The following is a 17,763-nucleotide window of genomic DNA, read 5'->3' as shown; positions in this document are numbered from 1 at the left end:
ATGCTATGACGAAGGCCACTCGCGCGCTATGACGAAGACCACTCCCGTGGCACGGCTTTGCCCTGGGCGGCCCCTGTCCCTTAGGCTGTAACCCGTAGTGCTGGACGGTGTGTCACCGAGCCGAACGGAGACGAGCCCCCAACATTGCGAATGGAGTCGTGGCTGAGCGGCCGAAAGCGTCACCCTGCTAAGGTGAAGTCCTCCGAACGGGGGACCGTGGGTTCAAATCCCACCGGCTCCGCGTTGTGATGTCTCAGTACATCGGAAACCCCTGCGCACCGCTGTGACAAGCGGAGCGCGGGGGTTTTTCGCTTGCCCCGAAATGGTCCTGTGGCGCGTGGAAGCGTGCAGTGGGCACATTTCGGGCTCAATCTGCATCCACGTTCAAGGTGTGAGGGGTGGTCGGGAATCGGGTCATCCCCTACACTCGGCAGTGTCAGTCGAAGGAATGTCTGACAAAACCGATACCGAGCATCTTGTTCGATGCAGTGGACCACAGCGCGAGGAGGTCAGGATGAAGGTTCTGTTGGTGGGCTCAGGCGGACACGTCGGCGGTGTGGCACGCGCCGAACTCGAGAAGCGGGGACACGACGTCATCGGTGTCACCCGCTCGACCGACCCGGGCGTGGACACCTCGGACGCCGATTCGATCTCCAGGCTGCTCGAGGCGGTCGGTGTTGTCGACGCCATTGTCATCGCCGTCGGCGCCGCCGCATTCAAACCGGTCACCGAACTCACTCGCGAGGACTACACAGAAGCCTTCGTCTCGAAGACGCTCGGACAGATCGAGTTCGTCACCCAGGGGCTCGAGCACCTCAGTGACGGCGGCTCGATCACCTTCGTCACCGGCGTGCTAAGCCGCGAACCCGTGCCCACGGCCGCGGCCGCGGCCATGGCCAACGGCGCCGTCGAATCCTTCGTCGTCTCTGCCGCGCCCGAGCTGCCACGAGGCATCCGCATCAACGCCGTCAGCCCGAACGTGCTCGCGAATTCACCGCACTTCCATGACGCTTTCGCCGGCATGACCCCGGTGAGCGACCAGGCAGTGGCGAATGCCTTCGTGCGCTCGATCGAGGGCAACGTCACCGGACGCATCCTCACGGTCTGAGCCGCTCCGCAGGGGCAGGTCAGTACAATGAAAGCCAGTGAGAACGAGTCGGTTCGACGAGGGAAGAGGCTGTCCGCGGGCATGAAGCCGGCAGCGGTCGCCTCCGAATGACATCGAGCCGATGACAGAGCAGTCGTATCGAGAAAGCAGTCAGACAGTGGAGCCGGTGGAGAATGAGCGAGCCGCAGCGGAGCGTTCTTCTGCGCGGACTCCCGTCTCGAACACCGAGCGCAGACAGCGCGTCATCGACGAGATCAAACGACGCATCGTGCTCGGCGAGCTCCGCCCCGGGCAGCGGATCATCGAGGCAGATCTGACCTCATCGCTCGAGGTCAGCCGTCCCACCGCACGTGAGGCGCTCAACCAGATGGCCCGGGACGGCTTCCTCATCCAAGAGGCCTATCGGGGCCTGCGCGTGGCCGACATCGAAGTGGACTCGCTGCTCGAGATCGCCCGCGTCCGCGTTGCCCTCGACACCGAGGCGATCGACGAGATCCTCGACGATGCCACGGGCGAGCGTATGGCCCGCCTCGAAGAGATCTGGGACCGCTTCGAGAGCGAGAGTCATGAGGCCGACCAGCTCGCCGTCCATGAGGCGCACGTCCGGTTCCACCGCGGCATCTGGGAAGCTGCGGACAATTATCTGCTCATGCGCATCTGGCCCGTCGTCGAGGCGCAGATGACCATCATCCTCGCATACGACCAGTTCACCAGGCGCGACTCCGGTCGCGCGCACGCCATCCACGCAGCGCTCATGCACGCCATCCGCAACGGCGACCGTGCCCGCATCCGCACGGCGCTCAACGTCCACACGATGGACAGTGCCCAGGAGCTCGCGCTCCTCGTCTCCGGGGCCGCGGACCAGGGCTGAACCCGCCGAGGCTGCGAGTGCCGCTGCAGTCGTTCGCGATCTGCTGTCCGCTCCGCCGATCCCAGCGCCACTGCACTCTCCCGTGGCGGCCTGAGTGCGCGGGCGGCACCCGAACAACGCCCATCGATCGCAGAGGACCAGGGGATTGACGCACCTGCAAACTCTGCGTAGCGTATTCCTCAAGTGATTGTCATACAATAATCGCTTCGTCGAAACCGGCCGCATGACGGCCGTGGGGACCAATGGAGGTAACCGGATGAGGACTGTCGTCATCGGCGGAGGCGTGGTGGGGCTCACCACGGCCTACGAACTGGCCGTTCGCGGGCACGAAGTCATCGTCATCGAGGCCGGACGCTGCGGCGCCGGTGCCTCCCACGGAAATGCCGCGAAGATCGCGATCGCCGAGAGCACCCCCGTTCCGGCGCCAGGAGTGCTCCTCCAGGGCATCAAGTGGATGCTCCGGCCCGACAGCCCTTTGTCGATCAGACCGTCGCTGGCTCCTGGCTATCTCAAGTTCCTGCTGCGCATGGCCACACACTGCAACGCCCGTGACTTCGAATCCGGACTCGACCTCCACCTGCGTCTCGGTGAGGATGCGAACGATCTCTTCGACGAGTACCAGCGGCAGGGAATGGACTTCGAGATGCACGATCGCGGAGTGCTGCTGGCCTTCGAGACCCGCGAGCGGTTCGACGAGCACTGCGAGAGCCTGCCCGCCTTCGAATCCGCCGGCCACCACCCGCAGCATCTGCACGGTGACGAGGTGCAGGAAGCCGAACCGGCGCTCAGCGACCGGATCCGGCACGGGCTCTTCTTCGGTGCCGATCGGCAGATCGAACCCGATTCCCTGACCGCGGGGCTGCTCGCGAAGCTCGCGGACCTCGGTGTCGTCGTGCGTGAGGACACCCGCGTGAAGCGGTTCGTCCGCTCGGGTGAGACCGTCACCGCGGTCGTCACCGCCGACGCCGAGGTGATTCGGGCCGAGGCACTCGTCATCGCCGCGGGCGTCCCCTCCGGTGGCCTGCTGGGCGAGCTCGGGCAGAAGGTTCCGATCTACTCCGGCAAGGGTTACAGCATCGACTACTCTCCGGCGCCGGTCGAGCTGCGCACCTCGCTGACCCTCGAAGACGCCCGCGTCGCCGTCACCCCGCTCGACGGGATGCTCCGGCTGGCCGGAACCATGGAGTTCGGCAGCACGAACGACCGAGTCAGCGAGGTCAGGGTCGAAGCCATCCGTCGCGCTGCCCGCGAAGCCTTCCACGCCTGGGGAGACGGTGCCGGAGAACGGACCCCGTGGGCAGGGTCGCGCCCCATGACTCCCGATGGTCTGCCGGTCATCGGCCGTCTCGACTCGGTGCGCAATGCCTACGTCAATTCGGGCCACTCGATGCTCGGACTGACCCTGGCACCCGCATCCGCACGACTGCTGGCAGAGCTGATGACCGACGGCCGTCCGTCTCTGCCGGCCGAGCAGCTGGCGAAGGTCTCGCCGAGCCGGTTCTGACGGAACACCGACCAACCTTCCAGACGCAACCGACCCCGTTAAGGAGCACACCATGTCCACTCAGCAGTTCACCGGCGTTCTCGCCGCCGTCGTCACCCCGTTCACCGCAGACGCCTCCGCCGTCGACGTCGCAGGCATCGGCCGCCAGGTCGACCACATCATCGACGGCGGTGTCCACGGACTCGTGCCCGGCGGATCGACCGGCGAGTTCACCTCTCTGACCGTCGAGGAGCGCAAGGCCTCGAACCGCGCGTACATCGAGGCGGCGGCCGGTCGCGTCCCAGTCGTCGCGGGCACCGGAGCCCTGAGCACCGCTGAGACCATCGAACTGACTCGGGACGCGAAGGACGCCGGAGCCGATGCGGTGATGATCGTCCCGCCCTTCTACGACGCCCCGGACTTCGAAGCGCTCGTCGCCTATTACTCCGCGGTGACCGAGGCGGTCGACATCCCGATCATGTACTACAACATCCCCGCGGCCACCGGAGTGGAGCTGACATCGCAGCAGCTCGGCGAACTCGGCCGCAGAACCGGAGTGACCAGCTACAAGGACACCGGCGGTGACTTCCCGAAGTTCACCGAGGTCCACTTCGACGAGGCCGAGCACATCCAGGCGCTCAACGGCTGGGACACCCTGACCTTCGCCGCCTTCGCCCTCGGTGCCGGCGCCGGCGTCTGGGGTGCGGCCAGCATCATCCCCGGTCTCTGCGCCGAGCTCTTCCAAGCTGTCGCCGTCGACGGGGACCTCGATCGCGGCCGCGAACTGTGGGCGAAGATCAATCCGATCTGTGTCTTCCTCGAGTCGCACAACTATGCTGGCGCCATCAAGGCCGGGACGGCACTCGTCGGAGTCGACGCCGGCCCGGCCCGCCTGCCGATCCAGCCGCTGGCCGAGGAGCATATCGCAGAGCTGCGCGGACTGCTGCGAGACGCCGGTGTCTCAGTCGGCTGACGAACCCCCGGAAACGAGGAAGTGTGAAGAACAGGCAGATCATCCAGGCGGTCGACGTCCATGCCGCCGGAGAGCCGGGCCGAGTGCTTCTCGGATCGAATCTCAAGGTCAAGGGCTCGACCATGGCCGAGAAGTTGCGCTACTGCCAGGAGCATCTCGACGACTTCCGCACGCTCATCCTCCAGGAGCCGCGCGGCTATCCGGGACTGTGCTCGCCGATCGTCGTGTCCGCGACTGACCCCAGCTGCGACTTCGGGATGATCGTCATGGAGCAGGGCGGATTCAAACCGATGTCCGGGTCGAACCTCATCTGCACCGTCACGGCTCTGGTGGAGACCGGATCCGTCGACGTCAGCGAGCCCGTCACAGAGCTCCGCATCGACACTGCGGCCGGTCCCGTCACCGCCCGCGCCGAGGTGGTCGACGGCCGCGCGAAGAACGTGACCTTCGACAATGTGCCGTCGTTCGTCCACGGGCTCGACCTGCCCCTCGATGTGCCCGGCTACGGAACGATCCCGGTCGACATCGTCTTCGGCGGACAGTTCTACGTGCAGGCCACGGCGGACAGCCTCGGCGTGGATCTCGAGCCTGACAACGCAAAGGAGATCATCCGCGCGGCGAGCGTCATGCTGCAGTCGGCGAACGAGACCTTCACGGTCAGGCACCCGCTCATCCCCGAGATCGACTCGATCGGCCTGCCGATGATCCACGGACCCGCACGCACCCCGGGCACCGACGGGCGCAACGCGGTCGTGCTGCCCAACGGAATCGTCGACCTCGCCGACCCGAGCACCTGGTCGGGCACGCTCGACCGGTCACCCTGCGGAACCGGCACCAGTGCTCGCGTGGCGGCCAAACACGCACGTGGGGAACTCGCGGTCGGCGAGCGGTTCGTCCACGAGTCGATGATGGGCACTACCTTCACCGCCGAGGTGAAGGAGACGACGACGCTGGCTGGAATGCCGGCCGTGATCCCCTCGATCAGCGGCCGCGGATGGATCACCGGGTTCCAGCAGCTCGTCGTCGAAGCCGACGATCCGTTTCCCGTCGGCTACACCGTCGGAGACATCTGGGGTCGCGGAGCCGGCCGGATGACGGCCGGAGACGGGGACTGAACGGATATGGAACTGCAGTCACGCACGATCATCGTCACCGGAGCAGCCGGCGGCATCGGATCGGCCATCACCGCGGCCTGCGCGAGACAGGGCGCGCGGGTGGCCGCCGTCGACCGCGTCGAAGCGACGAGACCGACCGGTGAGGGCATCCCCGCCGAGGCGGTCACACCCTTCCTCGCGGATCTGTCCGAATCCGCCGGGTGCACCGATCTCCTCGCCGAGGTGACCGACCGCCTCGGTGCCGTCGACGGGCTCGTCAACTGCGCCGGGGTGATGCGTCGAGGCGATCTGCTCGAGATCGACGAGGACGACTGGGCGGCGACCTATGCCATCAACGTCGACGCGGTCATGCGCCTGTGTCGGGCGGCGCTGCCCTTCCTCAAGGAGGCCGATTCGGCCGCCATCGTCAACATCGCCTCGCAGTGGGGGCTGCAGCCGGCCGGCGGACACATCGCGTACAACAGTTCGAAGGCCGCAGTCGTTTCGCTGACGAGGAGCCTGGCCAGGGACTTCGGTGCTCACGGGGTGCGGGCGAACTCGATCTGCCCGGGTGAGATCCTCACGCCCATGCTGCAGCAGAAGCTCGACGACAACGGCATCGCCGAATCCGAGCTCGCCGCATCGATTCCGCTCGGTCGACTCGGCCGGCCCGCCGAGGTCGCTGAGCTCACGACCTTCCTGCTCAGTGACCGAGCCTCATTCATCTCGGGAGCCGCGATCGAGATCGCCGGAGCCCAGCAGGTGGGGTGAATCGGAACGCAAACGAGGCAAAAGAAGACTCATCGGCGGGGCGGATCCGCGAAGAACAGGAGAGACTATGATCGAACGCACGTCGGCGCCGCTGCGGGACAGGCGAGTGCTCGTCACCGGAGCGTCGAAGGGGATCGGTGCAGCGATCACCCGTGCCGTCCACCGTGACGGCGGCAGCGTGGCGATCCACTTCAACTCCGACGAGGCTGCCGCTCAGGCCCTCGCCGACGAACTCGGTCCCCGGGCCCACCTCGTCCACGGTGATCTGTCCGCTCCCGCGACGGCTGCGCGGGTGTGGACCGAGGCGGTCGAGGCCATGGACGGCATCGACACGGTGGTCAACAACGCCGGCGCCTGGATCGCCTCACCGCTCATGGGCGAGTCGGACTGGGCCGGGGGATGGGCTGCGAACATGCAACTCAATCTCCTGTCGGCGGCGGACCTGTGTCGGCAGGCTCTGCTGTCCTTTCCCGAGCAGGGCGGGGGAGCGATCATCAACATCACCAGTCGTTCGGCCCACCGCGGCGACGATGCAGAGCATCTCGCCTACGGTGCGGCCAAGGCCGGGCTGCTCAGCCTCACGAAGGGGATCGCACGAGGGTACGGCCACCTCGGCGTGTGCGCCTATGCCATCGCACCGGGCTGGGTCGATACGGGTCTGGCGGCGGGCGCGGTCTCCGACGGAGTGCTCGCAGGTCTTCCCCTGCGCGAGATCACGCCCCCGCAGGACATCGCCGAGCTCGTCTCCTTCCTCGCCTCGGGCCGCGCCCGACATCTCACCGGCTCGACGATCGACGTCACCGGCGCGGACTACGTGCGCTAGAGGACCGAAGCGCAGACGGCGGCCCCCGAGAATCACTCCCCGGGGGCCGCCGTCGGCGGGTGCTCAGAAGCGCACGGCCTCGATGAACTTCTTCAGCTCGGGGTCGTTCGTGTGGTTGAAAGCCTCGTCCGGAGTAGCATTCACCGCGATCTCTCCCTCGTGGAAGAAGACGACGCGGTCCGCGGCTTTCGAGGCGAAGGCCATATCGTGCGTGACCAGGGCTACGGCGATGCCTTCCTCTTCCTTGAGCCGGCGAAGCACATCGAGCACCTCGGCGGCGACGGGCGGATCGAGGGCCGAGGTGATCTCGTCGCAGAGCAGCAGCTTCGGCTGCATCATCAGTGCCCGAGCGATCGCGACGCGTTGGCGCTCACCTCCCGAGAGCTGGACGGGCTTCGACCGGATATGATCGGACATCCCCACCTCGGCGAGGGCCTTCTCAGCTCTTCCGAGGGCCTCGCGCTCGGACATTCCCAAGCGTTTGCGCGGGGCCAAGGTGAGGTTCTTGAGAACATCCATGTGCGGCCAGAGCGTGTAGCTCTGGAAGATCATGCCGACATGTGAGTCGACCTGCCTCCATGCGGGGGTCCGCTTGGCATCCGCGAAGACGACTTCGCCGTCGAAGACCATCTCCCCGTCATCCGGGTCGGTCAGCCCGGCGATGGCCCTCAGCAGGGTGCTCTTTCCCGAGCCGGAGCGGCCGATGATCACGGTGATGTCTCCGGCGCGCATGTCGAAGTCGATGCTCTTCATCACCTCCCGGTCGCCGAAGCTCTTGCGCAGGCCCCGGCAGGAGACGAGCACGTCGCCGATGTTCGCGGTGATCTCACGCCCCGTATTCGTGCGAGTCGCACTTGCTCGAGCGGGCCCCGGATGAGCGGTGCTCGGCCCGGCGGCATTCGTTTCGCTCATGGCTTCACCTTCACTTTTCCACTCGGCATCATCTGCACGGCCAGTCCCTTCTTCTTGCGCACACTGCTGCCCATCATGAGGTTGCGTTCGATCTTGCTGAGGATGAGCGAGGCAGGGAATGCGATGACGAAATACATCAGCGCGGCTACGGTGAGGATCTCGAGCGCTCGATAAGACTCGGTCGAGATCTTGTTCGCTGTGAACATGAGGTCCGCCACCGCGATCGTCGACACCAGCGCCGTGTCCTTGAACAGCGAGATGTTGAGCGAGAGGATCACGGGCAGCTGCTGTTTGAGTGCCTGCGGCACGATGATGTACCGCATCTGCTGTACCCGGGAGAGCCTGAGCATCTTGCCGGCCTCGACCTGTTCGGGAGGCACCGCTTGGAACCCGCTGCGATAGGCCTCTGCCATGAAGGCGGTGAGGTTGAGCGTCAGCGCGATGACAGCCGAGATCGTGCCGGGGATCGTGATGCCCGTCAGGGTCGGCAGGGCGTAGTAGACCCAGAAGAGCTGCACGAGCAGCGGCGTGCACCGGAAGATCTCGATGTAGATCTGCGCAAGCCAGCGGACGACCTCGATGTTCGACATGCGCAGGAACGCCACGGGGATCGCCAGGATCATGCTCAGCACGATGACGACCACCGCGATCTCAAGCGTCATCAGCAGGCCATCGAGCAGCCGGGGGAAGTTGCTCGTGACCACGCTCCAGTCGAATTGATAGTTCATGATGTCTCCTCGTCGATCATCGTCGTCACTTCATCTCGAGATCGCCGAGGTCCGAGGGGTCGACGACACCGGCTTTGTCGAGGGCAGCCTGGAAGGAGCCGTCGTTCTTCGCATTCTGGATCGCGATGTTGATGATCTGCAGGGAGCGGGCGTCGATATCGGGGCTCACCCCATAGTTCGAATCGCTCTTGAAGATCACCGGATCGGGACGGACGATCTTCAGCGACTTGTTCTTCTGGGCGGCGTCGGCCAGAGTCGGCAGGTCACCGAAGGCTGCGATCGCGCGTCCGGCCTCCATGGCCGTGATCGACTGGGGGATGGCCTCGGCGTTGACGATGTCGACGTCGAACTCCTGGACTCGTCGTTCATAGGAGGTGCCGGAAGCCACGGCGATTCCCTTGCCGGAGTCGACGATGTCCTCGGTTGATTTGAGGCCGGAGTCGGCCTTGACGATCCACACGCCCTCGTAGGTGTAGACGGGGTCGGTGAACTGGATCGCCAGGGATCGCTCCGACGTCGCATCGAGGTAGGCGCCGACGTCGAATCGGTCGGCTTGGAGGCCGGAGACCATCTTCGACCATTCGGCGGCGACCGGGGTGAACTTCACGCCCATCTCCTTGGCAAGATTCTGCAGGGGGAGGACGTTCGGTCCTCCCATCTTGCCGTTCTCCTGCTCGCCGGTCATGGGCGGCGCCGAGGCGATGCCCACGCGCAGTTCGCCCTGGTCCTTGATCTTCTCGATCCACGCGCCGTTCTCGGTGCCTCCGGCACCGGAGCCTGATCGGAAACCGGCCCCGAAGTAGCCTCCGGCGAGGGCGAGGACTATGACCCCGACGATGGCAATGATGATCTGACTTGTCTTGGACATCTTTGTCTCTCCTCGTCATGCCCCGGCACGGTCGTCGGACCGGGGGCTGGGAACATCGACGGAACTTCGCCTGGAGGCGAAGCGACACAACGAACCGTCAAGTGTCATACAATCGACCTTATAATGAACGTTCGTGATTTGCGACACATGTAGGCAAGATTGACATGCAACAGTTACATTGGACGGAGACGATTCAAGACGGCTTGATGTTGTATGACAAAGATGTCTATTTTTGAGAGGCGAGTCAGATGAGCGGCAATGGGGTGGCAGAAGGAGCCGAGGAGCCTCGGGGAGCGGAGCGCATCACCTTCGAGGATCTCGTCGCGGCGATCGAATCGAAGCTCACCGCCGCCGGTGCCGCCCCGGCGACTGCCCGAGTTCTGGCGACCAACTGCGCCTCCTGCGAGCGCGACGGCACGCTCAGCCACGGAGTCTTCCGGATGGCCGGCTATCTGGATTCGCTCGAGCGCGGGTGGGCGGACGGAACCGCCGAGGCGAGCGTCGAGGTCGCCGGCGCCTCCCTCATCCGGATCGACGGACGCAACGGCTTCGCGCAGCCGGCCTTGGCCGCCGCAGGCCCGAAGATCGAGCAGGCGCTGGCAGACACCGGCGTCGCGGTCGTGGCCCTGCGCAACACCCACCACTTCAGCGCCCTGTGGCCGGAGCTCGAATCCTTCGCACGCGACGGACGGGTCGCGATGGGGATGATCGCCAGCGGCAAGCTCGCCGTCGTCCCCGAGGGCGCAGCGCGGCCGGTCTTCAGCACGAACCCCTTCGGCTTCGCGACTCCCGTCGCCGAGGCGGACCCCGTCGTCTTCGACTTCTCCACCTCCTCGATGTCCCATGGCGACCTCCAGCTGCTGCGTGCCGAAGGCGAAGAGGCCCCGGTCGGCACCGGCGTCGACTCGGCCGGTGCCGCCAGCACGGATCCGAACGACATCCTCGACGGAGGCGGCATCCGGCCTTTCGGCGGACACAAGGGCGCGATGCTGTCGTTCATGATCGAGACCCTCGCGGCCGGACTCACCGGCGGCGCCTTCACCTTCGAGATCGATGCTGAGGCGCCCGAGGGAGCCCACACCTTCCGCACGGGCCAGCTCTACATCGTCATCGACCCCGAGAGGGGCGGGAACGAGGCCTATCCTGCCCGGGTCCAGGGCTTCGTCGACATGCTCCGTGGTGCTGGGATGGACCGTCTGCCCGGCGATCGTCGCTATGCCAACCGCGCCGAGGCGGCCGAGCGCGGAATTCCCATCACCGACACCATCCGTGCGCTGTTCGACTGACCCGACGACGCGGAGGGCGCCTGAACCGACGTCGTCAGCCGTGCAGCCGCCACCACAGCAGAGCGACGTGGAGTGCCGTGCGCGATTCCGGATCGTCGAGTGAGACGCCGAGGCGGTCCTGCAGCTTCGTGATCCGGGCGTAGAGCGCGGGCCGGGACAGGTACCCGGCCCGCGCCATCGCCGACTTGTTCCCGCCGTGGGCGAGGTAGAGCTCGAGGAAGTCGAGCAGCTCGTCGTCGGAGGCCGTTCGGGGCGGTCCGTCGGGGCGTTCACGGCTGCGGCGGACGCCGTCGCCGGTGGTGTCTCCGAGCAGCGGCCCGAGCTCGCCTTCGGCGAAGGCCCGCAGACGCGAGTCGTCTGCCAGCAGCGACAGCAGCCCCCGGAGGCGGACGTCCGAGGAGCGGTAGAAGGACCGTTCACGGACATCGAGAGTGGAGGCGACCTCGGCGACCTGCGACGCTGCCTCGAGCCGGGAGACGGCGCCGAGCAGGGAGGTGCTGGACCGCCCGACCCCGACGACCCAGCTCGCAGTATGCCCCTCGAGCTGCGCGAGGAGGCGGGCGAGGAGGTCATCGGAGACCGCAGTGACCGGCGTCGACCTTCGCGATCTCGCGCGACGGGCCGGAGCCAGGACGAAACCGAAGACGCCCGACTGCAGACTGATCATCAGGCAGCACAGATCCAGGCGCGAGACGGCGGAGACGACCTCCTGCGTCAGCCCGCGCTCCTGCAGCTGGACGCGAGTCGGATCGGTTTCGGGGTCCTGGTCGAGCCGGACGACGACCGGGGTGAGCTCGGCCCCTGCGACGGGAGAGAAGCCCAGGGATCGGGCGCGGTCCAGCGCCGAGCGTTCGTCGAGCCCCTCGGAGTCCGAGATCTCCCTGATCAGGCCGCTCTGCGCCTGCAGCAGCAGATCCTGTTCGTCGCGGTCGGCCATGCGGGTCAGCGTCAGGGCCTCGCCGGCACGCTCGATGATCTGCTCGACAGCCGCGGCCGTCCGATCAGGGCCGGGTACGACGAGACGCCCCCACCGGCGGGTGCGCAGACCGACCGGAGTCTGCCTCCAGCTCCCTGTCTCACCCACCTCGGGCGAGGTGCCGGCCCCGGTGACGAGATCCGCCCATTTCTGGGTCAGCGACCGCGAACCGTGTCCGGCGTGGGCGAGCACCCGATGGGCGACGTCCTCGAGGACCACCGGTGTGCCGAGCAGCTCGGCGGTGCGCTCGACGATCGTCTGCGCGTCGGCCTGATCCAAACTCAGCCGTGTGTAGGTCTCGTGGATCTCGCGCGCGTGCTCGAGCCGGGAGATCTGCTGGGCGAGGATCCGCCGGTGAGCGAGCTCGGTGATCCTGACGAATTTGACCCGATGCGGCAGCAGGACGACCGGCAGTTCGCGTCCCGAGGCGGCCGCGCGCACGATCGCGCTCGCCTCCTCGTCGGGGGCCGAATCCGCATCGACGAGTTCGACGATCGTTCCGGCGGCGCCCGCACGTTCGAGCTGATCGAGGAATTCCGAGACGGCCGCGGGCGAACGGCGGAAAGTGGTGGCCGTGGTGAGGACGAGCTCCCCGCCCTCGAGGAAGCGTTCGACGTGCTCGGAGTCGGCGATGTGCACCCACCGGATCGTTCGGCGCAGCTCCTGTGCATCGGCGAGGACCTCGGGATCGGCGCTGCTGACCTCCGCGAACCCGAGCAGATCGGCGATGCTCAGTGATCCTCCGCCGCCCTCCTGTTCGGTTGCGCCGGGCGGCTTCGAGCCGGCCGTTGGTGCGTCGGCATGCCGAGTGAACGATTGCCTCGAGTTCTCCATTGACACAGTGTAAAGCCAGTAGCCCGGATCCTGACAATCTGGCACTGTTCCGAACGGGCGCGCGGACGGAGGATTGACTCAACCGACGATCATCGACGACGAAGAAGGACGCCCTATGCCCACCCTCTCCCATTGGATCAACGGACAGACCGTCGCTGCGAGCACCGACACCCGCCTCGGCGATATCACGAACCCCGCCACCGGAGTCGTGCGCGGCCAGGTGGCGCTCGGTTCGAAGGAGACCGTGGAGTCGGCGATCTCCGCGGCCGCCGAGGCGTTCCCCGCATGGCGAGACACCTCGCTGGCGAAGCGGACCTCCGTCCTCTTCTCCTTCCGCGAGCTGCTCAATGCGCGCAAGCAGGAGCTGGCGGAGATCATCACCGCCGAACACGGCAAGGTCGTCTCCGACGCCCTCGGCGAGGTCGCCCGCGGCCAGGAGGTCGTCGAATTCGCCTGCGGCATCGCCGGCCACCTCAAGGGCGGCCACACCGAGAACGCCTCGACGAACGTCGATGTCCACTCGCTGCGTCAGCCCCTCGGCGTCGCCGCGATCATCTCGCCCTTCAACTTCCCGGCCATGGTGCCGATGTGGTTCTTCCCCGTCGCCATCGCAGCCGGCAACACCGTCGTGCTCAAGCCCTCGGAGAAGGATCCCTCGGCCGCGAACTGGATCGCCGAACTGTGGAAGGAAGCGGGTCTGCCCGACGGCGTCTTCAACGTCGTCCACGGTGACAAGGAAGCCGTCGATACGATCCTCGAAAGCCCCGAGGTGGCCTCGGTGTCCTTCGTCGGATCGACCCCGATCGCGAAGTACGTCTATGAGAACGGCACGGCGGCCGGCAAGCGGGTCCAGGCCCTCGGCGGGGCGAAGAACCACATGCTCGTCCTGCCCGATGCCGACCTCGATCTCGCCGCCGACGCCGCGGTCAACGCCGGCTACGGCGCGGCAGGGGAGCGGTGCATGGCGATCTCCGTGGTCGTCGCCGTCGAGTCGATCGCCGATGAGCTCGTGAGCAAGATCGCCGAGCGCACCCGCACCCTGCGCGTCGGCGACGGGACGGAGGAGCCGGACATGGGTCCGCTCGTCACCGCCGCTCACCGCGACAAGGTCGCCGGCTACATCGACGCGGGAGTCGAGTCCGGTGCCGAACTCGTCCTCGACGGACGCGAGCACGATCACGCGGACGGCTTCTTCCTCAACCCGACCCTGTTCGACGAGGTCACGACCGATATGTCGATCTACACCGACGAGATCTTCGGGCCCGTGCTCTGCGTCGTCCGGGTCCCCGGCTACGACGAAGGCCTCGATCTCATCAACGCCAACCCCTACGGCAACGGCACCGCGATCTTCACCAACGACGGTGGAGCGGCCCGGCGCTACGAGAACGAAGTCGAGGTCGGGATGGTCGGCATCAACGTGCCGATCCCCGTCCCCGTGGGCCACTACTCCTTCGGCGGATGGAAGAACTCTCTGTTCGGCGACACCCACGCCTACGGCGAGGAAGGGGTGCACTTCTTCACCCGCGGCAAGGTCGTGACCTCACGCTGGCTCGATCCCAGCCACGGAGGTCTCAACCTCGGATTCCCCACCAACGACTGATGCCGACCGAAATCGACCCCACCTCGGCGAAGGAGCAGCCATGACAACGATCACCACAGAGCACACGCACTCAGCCAACGACGACGCCGGAATCGGTGAGGACCTCCTCGCGGCCGGGCGGCGGGCCCACGAGCTCGACCGCGCCCACGTCTTCCACTCCTGGCAGGCGCAGGGGCCGTTCCAGCCGATGACGATCGTCGACGCCGAAGGGCCCTATGTCTGGGACGGTGAGGGCCGGAAGCTGCTCGACATGTCCTCGCAGCTGGTCAACACGAATATCGGGCACCAGCACCCGGCCGTCGTCGCAGCCATCCAGGTCCAAGCGGGCAAGCTGTGCACGATCGCTCCTCAGCACGTCAACGACGCCCGCTCCGAGGCGGCCAGGCTCATCGCCGAACGCACCCCGGGCGACCTCGACCACGTGTTCTTCACCAACGGCGGAGCCGACGCGAACGAGCACGCGATTCGCATGGCCCGCCTGCACACGGGGCGGACGAAGGTGTTGTCGGCCTACCGCAGCTACCACGGCGGCACGCAGCTGGCGGTCAATGTCACGGGTGACCCCCGCCGGTTCGCCAACGACTACTCGGCCGAGGGCATCGTCCACTTCATGCCCGCCTACCAGTACCGCTCCTACTTCAATTCGACCTCGGAGGCGGAGGAGACGCAGCGGGCGCTGGCCCACCTCGAGGACATGATCACTCTCGAAGGTCCCGACAACATCGCCGCGCTCATCCTCGAGACCGTCCCGGGCACTGCGGGGATCTACGCTCCGCCGGCCGGCTACCTCGAAGGCGTGCGCGAGCTGACGGCCCGGTACGGGATCGTCTTCATCGCCGACGAGGTGATGGCCGGCTTCGGCCGCACCGGACGCTGGTTCGCCATCGACCACTGGGGTGTGACTCCGGACCTCATCACCTTCGCCAAGGGCGTGAACTCCGGGTATGTCCCGCTCGGCGGCGTCGCGATCTCCGATGCGATCTTCGAGACCTTCCGCGATCGCGCCTACCCGGGCGGGCTGACGTATTCGGGACACCCGCTGGCCTGTGCGGCAGCGGTGGCGACGATCTCCGCGATGGAGTCCGAAGGGATGGTCGAGAACTCCGACCGCCTCGGCGTTCAGATCATCGGGCCGGCGCTGCGGGAGCTCGCTGGGCGTCACCCCTCGGTCGGCGATGTGCGGGGCATGGGCTGCTTCTGGGCGGTCGAGCTCGTCAAGGACCGGACGACGAAGGAACCGCTGGCCGCGTACGGCGGCAGCTCACCGGAGATGAACGAAGTCATCGCTGCTCTCAAAGCCGACGGCGTGCTGCCGTTCGCGAACTTCAACCGCATCCACGTCGTCCCGCCGCTGAATACGCCTGATGACGACCTCCGGTTCGGACTCGCCGCGCTCGACCGCGCGCTCGACGTCGCCGATCGCTTCGTCACGGAGTAGGCCGGCTTCGGACCTGCTTCGCGGCGGGACATTCTCGCCGACGGGCCCCATTCGGGCTGTGACAGTTCTTGCACTTGTCTGCCCGATGGGGCTCGTTTGCGCATGTCGCAGGTGAACATCCGGTGAACGAGGTGGAGTATGGTCGAACTGCGGATGAAGATCAGCAGAACTGGGGGGTAGACTTCTGCGGGATAGTGATCGCTGGCCGCCAGCTGCATCATCCACGGTCCGAATAGTGTCTACACCCAAGGTCGATTAGTGGAAATCATCTTCGTCGTCGTGCTCGTCATAGCACTGGCACTGTTCTTCGACTTCACCAACGGCTTTCACGATACGGCCAATGCCATGGCCACCCCGATCGCGACCGGAGCGATCAAGCCGAAGACGGCGGTGACTCTCGCCGCGATCCTCAACCTCGTCGGCGCCTTCCTCTCCACCGAGGTGGCCAAGACCATCTCCGGCGGCATCATCAAAGAAGGCAACGGGGGAGTCCAGATCACCCCGGACTTCATCCTCGCCGGACTCATCGGCGCGATCATCTGGAACATGGCGACCTGGCGGTTCGGCCTTCCTTCCTCGTCCTCCCATGCACTCTTCGGTGGCCTCATCGGCGCGGCCATCGTCGGTGCGGGGCTCAACTCCGTCGACTACGGGGTGTTCCTGTCCAAGGTCGTCATCCCGGCGCTGGCCGCCCCGATCATCGCGGGCGTCAGCGCCTATATGTGCACCCGCATCGCCTACGCCATCACCCGCCGCAACGAGGAAGGCAAGACCGCCCGGCGGGCGCCCTTCAAGTACGGTCAGATCTTCTCCTCCTCGCTGGTGGCGCTGGCGCACGGCACGAACGACGCGCAGAAGACGATGGGCGTCATCACCCTCGTGCTCGTCTCGGCGAACCTGCAGGAGCATGGGACCGGCCCGCACATCTGGGTCATCACCTCGTGTGCTCTGGCGATCGCGCTCGGCACCTACGTCGGCGGCTGGCGCATCATCGACACCCTCGGAACGAAGCTGACGACGGTGAAGGCCGCGCAGGGGCTGTCGGCCGAGACCTCGACCGCCGCGGCCATCCTCGCTTCGTCCCATCTCGGATTCGCGCTGTCGACGACGCAGGTGGCCTCCGGTTCGGTGCTCGGTTCGGGCCTGGGCCGCAAGGGTGCCGACGTGCAGTGGTCGACGGCCGGGCGGATCGCCTCGGGCTGGCTGCTGACGATCCCTGCCGCCGCGATCGTCGGTGCGATCGCCGCGGGCATCGCTCACCTGGGAACGATCGGCGTCCTCGTCGACACAGTCGTCGCCGTCATCGTGGTGCTGTGGATCTTCGTGAGCTCTCGTCGGATCGAAGAGACCGACATCTCGAACTTCGACACCGTCGGTGAAGCCGTCAACATCCGCGGCCGCAAGCGCAAGCTGCGCAAGGACCGCAACCGCAAGCGTGCCATCGCCAAGCGGAAAGCCCGCCGTGAGGCATGGGAGGAGAAGCAGGCGGCCAAGGAGAAGCGTCGCGCCGCCCGGAGGGCGAAGAAGAACGGAGCCGCCGCACCCGCCGAGGCTGCGAACCGTGCCGAGGAGGCGACAAGCGTGAACGCCGAGCCGAAGGCCGAGTCGAACGCCGAGTCTGAGGCCGCTGAGGGCACGAAGGCACGGTCGACTGCCGCGGGCACGTCATCGACCGGGGCCGATGCGAGGGATAAGGGAGACGCGAAATGATCGAATGGAGTTCGTTCCTCATCGTCGCGGCCGCGACCTGGATCTCGGCTGTCATCGTCATCACGCTCTTCTCCGCGGCGGTGCGGATGCGCGCCTCTCATCTTGACCGCGTCGAGGAGGGGCGGGGCGGTTCTGCGCTCCGATTCGCCTACTGGTCGGTCTTCGGCGTCTGCGGAGTCGTCGTCCTCCTCGGCGTCTACCTCATCGTTCCCGCGCTGCACGGAGCCTGACGCTTCGGGCAGGGGCACATCACCCACCGTCAGCTGCAATTCCTCCCGTCGCACCGGT

Annotated in this window: 16 protein-coding genes and 1 tRNA gene; 13 read left to right on the top strand and 4 right to left on the bottom strand. The window is 66.5% G+C overall.

The window, feature by feature from the left end; genetic code table 11:
- Window positions 1–152 precede the first annotated feature (152 nt).
- The 8 genes from IIE29_RS04630 to IIE29_RS04595 all read left to right on the top strand — a co-directional run bounded on the left by IIE29_RS04630 (window position 153) and on the right by IIE29_RS04595 (window position 7,123).
- A tRNA-Ser gene (locus IIE29_RS04630) sits at window positions 153–241 on the top strand.
- 273 nt (window positions 242–514) lie between these two features.
- Window positions 515–1,108 (top strand): short chain dehydrogenase, encoded by a 594-nt coding sequence (locus IIE29_RS04625; RefSeq protein ID WP_209323981.1) that lies wholly within the window; start codon window positions 515–517, stop codon window positions 1,106–1,108.
- Between the two features lie 166 nt (window positions 1,109–1,274).
- The gene (locus IIE29_RS04620) at window positions 1,275–1,979 is read left to right on the top strand and encodes a GntR family transcriptional regulator (protein WP_343071789.1); all 705 of its coding nucleotides are present in this window, start codon (window positions 1,275–1,277) and stop codon (window positions 1,977–1,979) included.
- A gap of 256 nt (window positions 1,980–2,235) precedes the next feature.
- Complete coding sequence (locus tag IIE29_RS04615) at window positions 2,236–3,483, top strand: NAD(P)/FAD-dependent oxidoreductase (RefSeq protein WP_209323979.1); 1,248 nt, start codon at window positions 2,236–2,238, stop codon at window positions 3,481–3,483.
- Window positions 3,484–3,535: 52 nt separating this feature from the next.
- Window positions 3,536–4,435 (top strand): dihydrodipicolinate synthase family protein, encoded by a 900-nt coding sequence (locus tag IIE29_RS04610; RefSeq protein WP_209323978.1) that lies wholly within the window; start codon window positions 3,536–3,538, stop codon window positions 4,433–4,435.
- 23 nt (window positions 4,436–4,458) lie between these two features.
- Window positions 4,459–5,550, top strand: coding sequence for a proline racemase family protein (locus tag IIE29_RS04605; RefSeq protein WP_209323977.1), 1,092 nt, complete (start codon window positions 4,459–4,461; stop codon window positions 5,548–5,550).
- 6 nt (window positions 5,551–5,556) lie between these two features.
- Window positions 5,557–6,300 carry an SDR family NAD(P)-dependent oxidoreductase gene (locus IIE29_RS04600; RefSeq protein WP_209323976.1) on the top strand — a complete coding sequence of 248 codons (744 nt, stop codon included), beginning with the start codon at window positions 5,557–5,559 and terminating at the stop codon, window positions 6,298–6,300.
- A 67-nt stretch (window positions 6,301–6,367) separates the two neighbouring features.
- Window positions 6,368–7,123, top strand: coding sequence for an SDR family NAD(P)-dependent oxidoreductase (locus IIE29_RS04595; protein WP_209323975.1), 756 nt, complete (start codon window positions 6,368–6,370; stop codon window positions 7,121–7,123).
- A 63-nt stretch (window positions 7,124–7,186) separates the two neighbouring features.
- Here IIE29_RS04595 and IIE29_RS04590 read toward each other — a convergent pair whose 3' ends face one another.
- Genes IIE29_RS04590 through IIE29_RS04580 form a run of 3 tightly spaced genes read right to left on the bottom strand, consistent with a single transcriptional unit; the run spans window position 7,187 to window position 9,631 of the window.
- Window positions 7,187–8,035, bottom strand: a complete 849-nt coding sequence (locus IIE29_RS04590; protein ID WP_209323974.1) for an amino acid ABC transporter ATP-binding protein — start codon at window positions 8,033–8,035, stop codon at window positions 7,187–7,189.
- Window positions 8,032–8,763 carry an amino acid ABC transporter permease gene (locus tag IIE29_RS04585; protein ID WP_209323973.1) on the bottom strand — a complete coding sequence of 244 codons (732 nt, stop codon included), beginning with the start codon at window positions 8,761–8,763 and terminating at the stop codon, window positions 8,032–8,034. Before IIE29_RS04585 ends, IIE29_RS04590 begins: the two co-directional genes overlap by 4 nt.
- Window positions 8,764–8,788: 25 nt before the next feature.
- Entirely contained in the window at window positions 8,789–9,631 is an 843-nt protein-coding gene (locus IIE29_RS04580) for a substrate-binding periplasmic protein (RefSeq protein ID WP_209323972.1), read from the bottom strand.
- Window positions 9,632–9,879: 248 nt separating this feature from the next.
- Between IIE29_RS04580 and IIE29_RS04575 the strand changes: the two genes are divergently transcribed.
- Complete coding sequence (locus IIE29_RS04575; protein ID WP_209323971.1) at window positions 9,880–10,917, top strand: Ldh family oxidoreductase; 1,038 nt, start codon at window positions 9,880–9,882, stop codon at window positions 10,915–10,917.
- A gap of 34 nt (window positions 10,918–10,951) precedes the next feature.
- Here IIE29_RS04575 and IIE29_RS04570 read toward each other — a convergent pair whose 3' ends face one another.
- Entirely contained in the window at window positions 10,952–12,727 is a 1,776-nt protein-coding gene (locus IIE29_RS04570) for a PucR family transcriptional regulator (protein WP_209323970.1), read from the bottom strand.
- 115 nt (window positions 12,728–12,842) lie between these two features.
- Here IIE29_RS04570 and IIE29_RS04565 point away from each other — a divergent pair, with 115 nt between their 5' ends.
- From IIE29_RS04565 to IIE29_RS04550, 4 genes are all read left to right on the top strand, one after another.
- Window positions 12,843–14,327: a CoA-acylating methylmalonate-semialdehyde dehydrogenase gene (locus tag IIE29_RS04565; protein WP_209323969.1), complete on the top strand. Its 1,485-nt coding sequence runs from the start codon at window positions 12,843–12,845 to the stop codon at window positions 14,325–14,327.
- Window positions 14,328–14,367: 40 nt separating this feature from the next.
- A complete protein-coding gene (locus IIE29_RS04560; protein ID WP_209323968.1) occupies window positions 14,368–15,765 on the top strand; it encodes an aspartate aminotransferase family protein in 1,398 nt (465 codons plus the stop codon).
- Between the two features lie 258 nt (window positions 15,766–16,023).
- Window positions 16,024–17,475, top strand: a complete 1,452-nt coding sequence (locus IIE29_RS04555; RefSeq protein ID WP_343071788.1) for an inorganic phosphate transporter — start codon at window positions 16,024–16,026, stop codon at window positions 17,473–17,475.
- The gene (locus IIE29_RS04550; protein WP_209323967.1) at window positions 17,472–17,705 is read left to right on the top strand and encodes a hypothetical protein; all 234 of its coding nucleotides are present in this window, start codon (window positions 17,472–17,474) and stop codon (window positions 17,703–17,705) included. The genes IIE29_RS04555 and IIE29_RS04550 overlap by 4 nt, the downstream gene beginning before the upstream one ends.
- The last annotated feature ends 58 nt before the right edge of the window (window positions 17,706–17,763 follow it).

It is taken from the genome of Brevibacterium renqingii, from assembly GCF_017808095.1.
Lineage (GTDB): Bacteria > Actinomycetota > Actinomycetes > Actinomycetales > Brevibacteriaceae > Brevibacterium > Brevibacterium renqingii.
The sequence above is the reverse complement of the archived record's forward strand: the minus strand, read 5'-3'. Positions and strand labels throughout refer to the sequence as shown.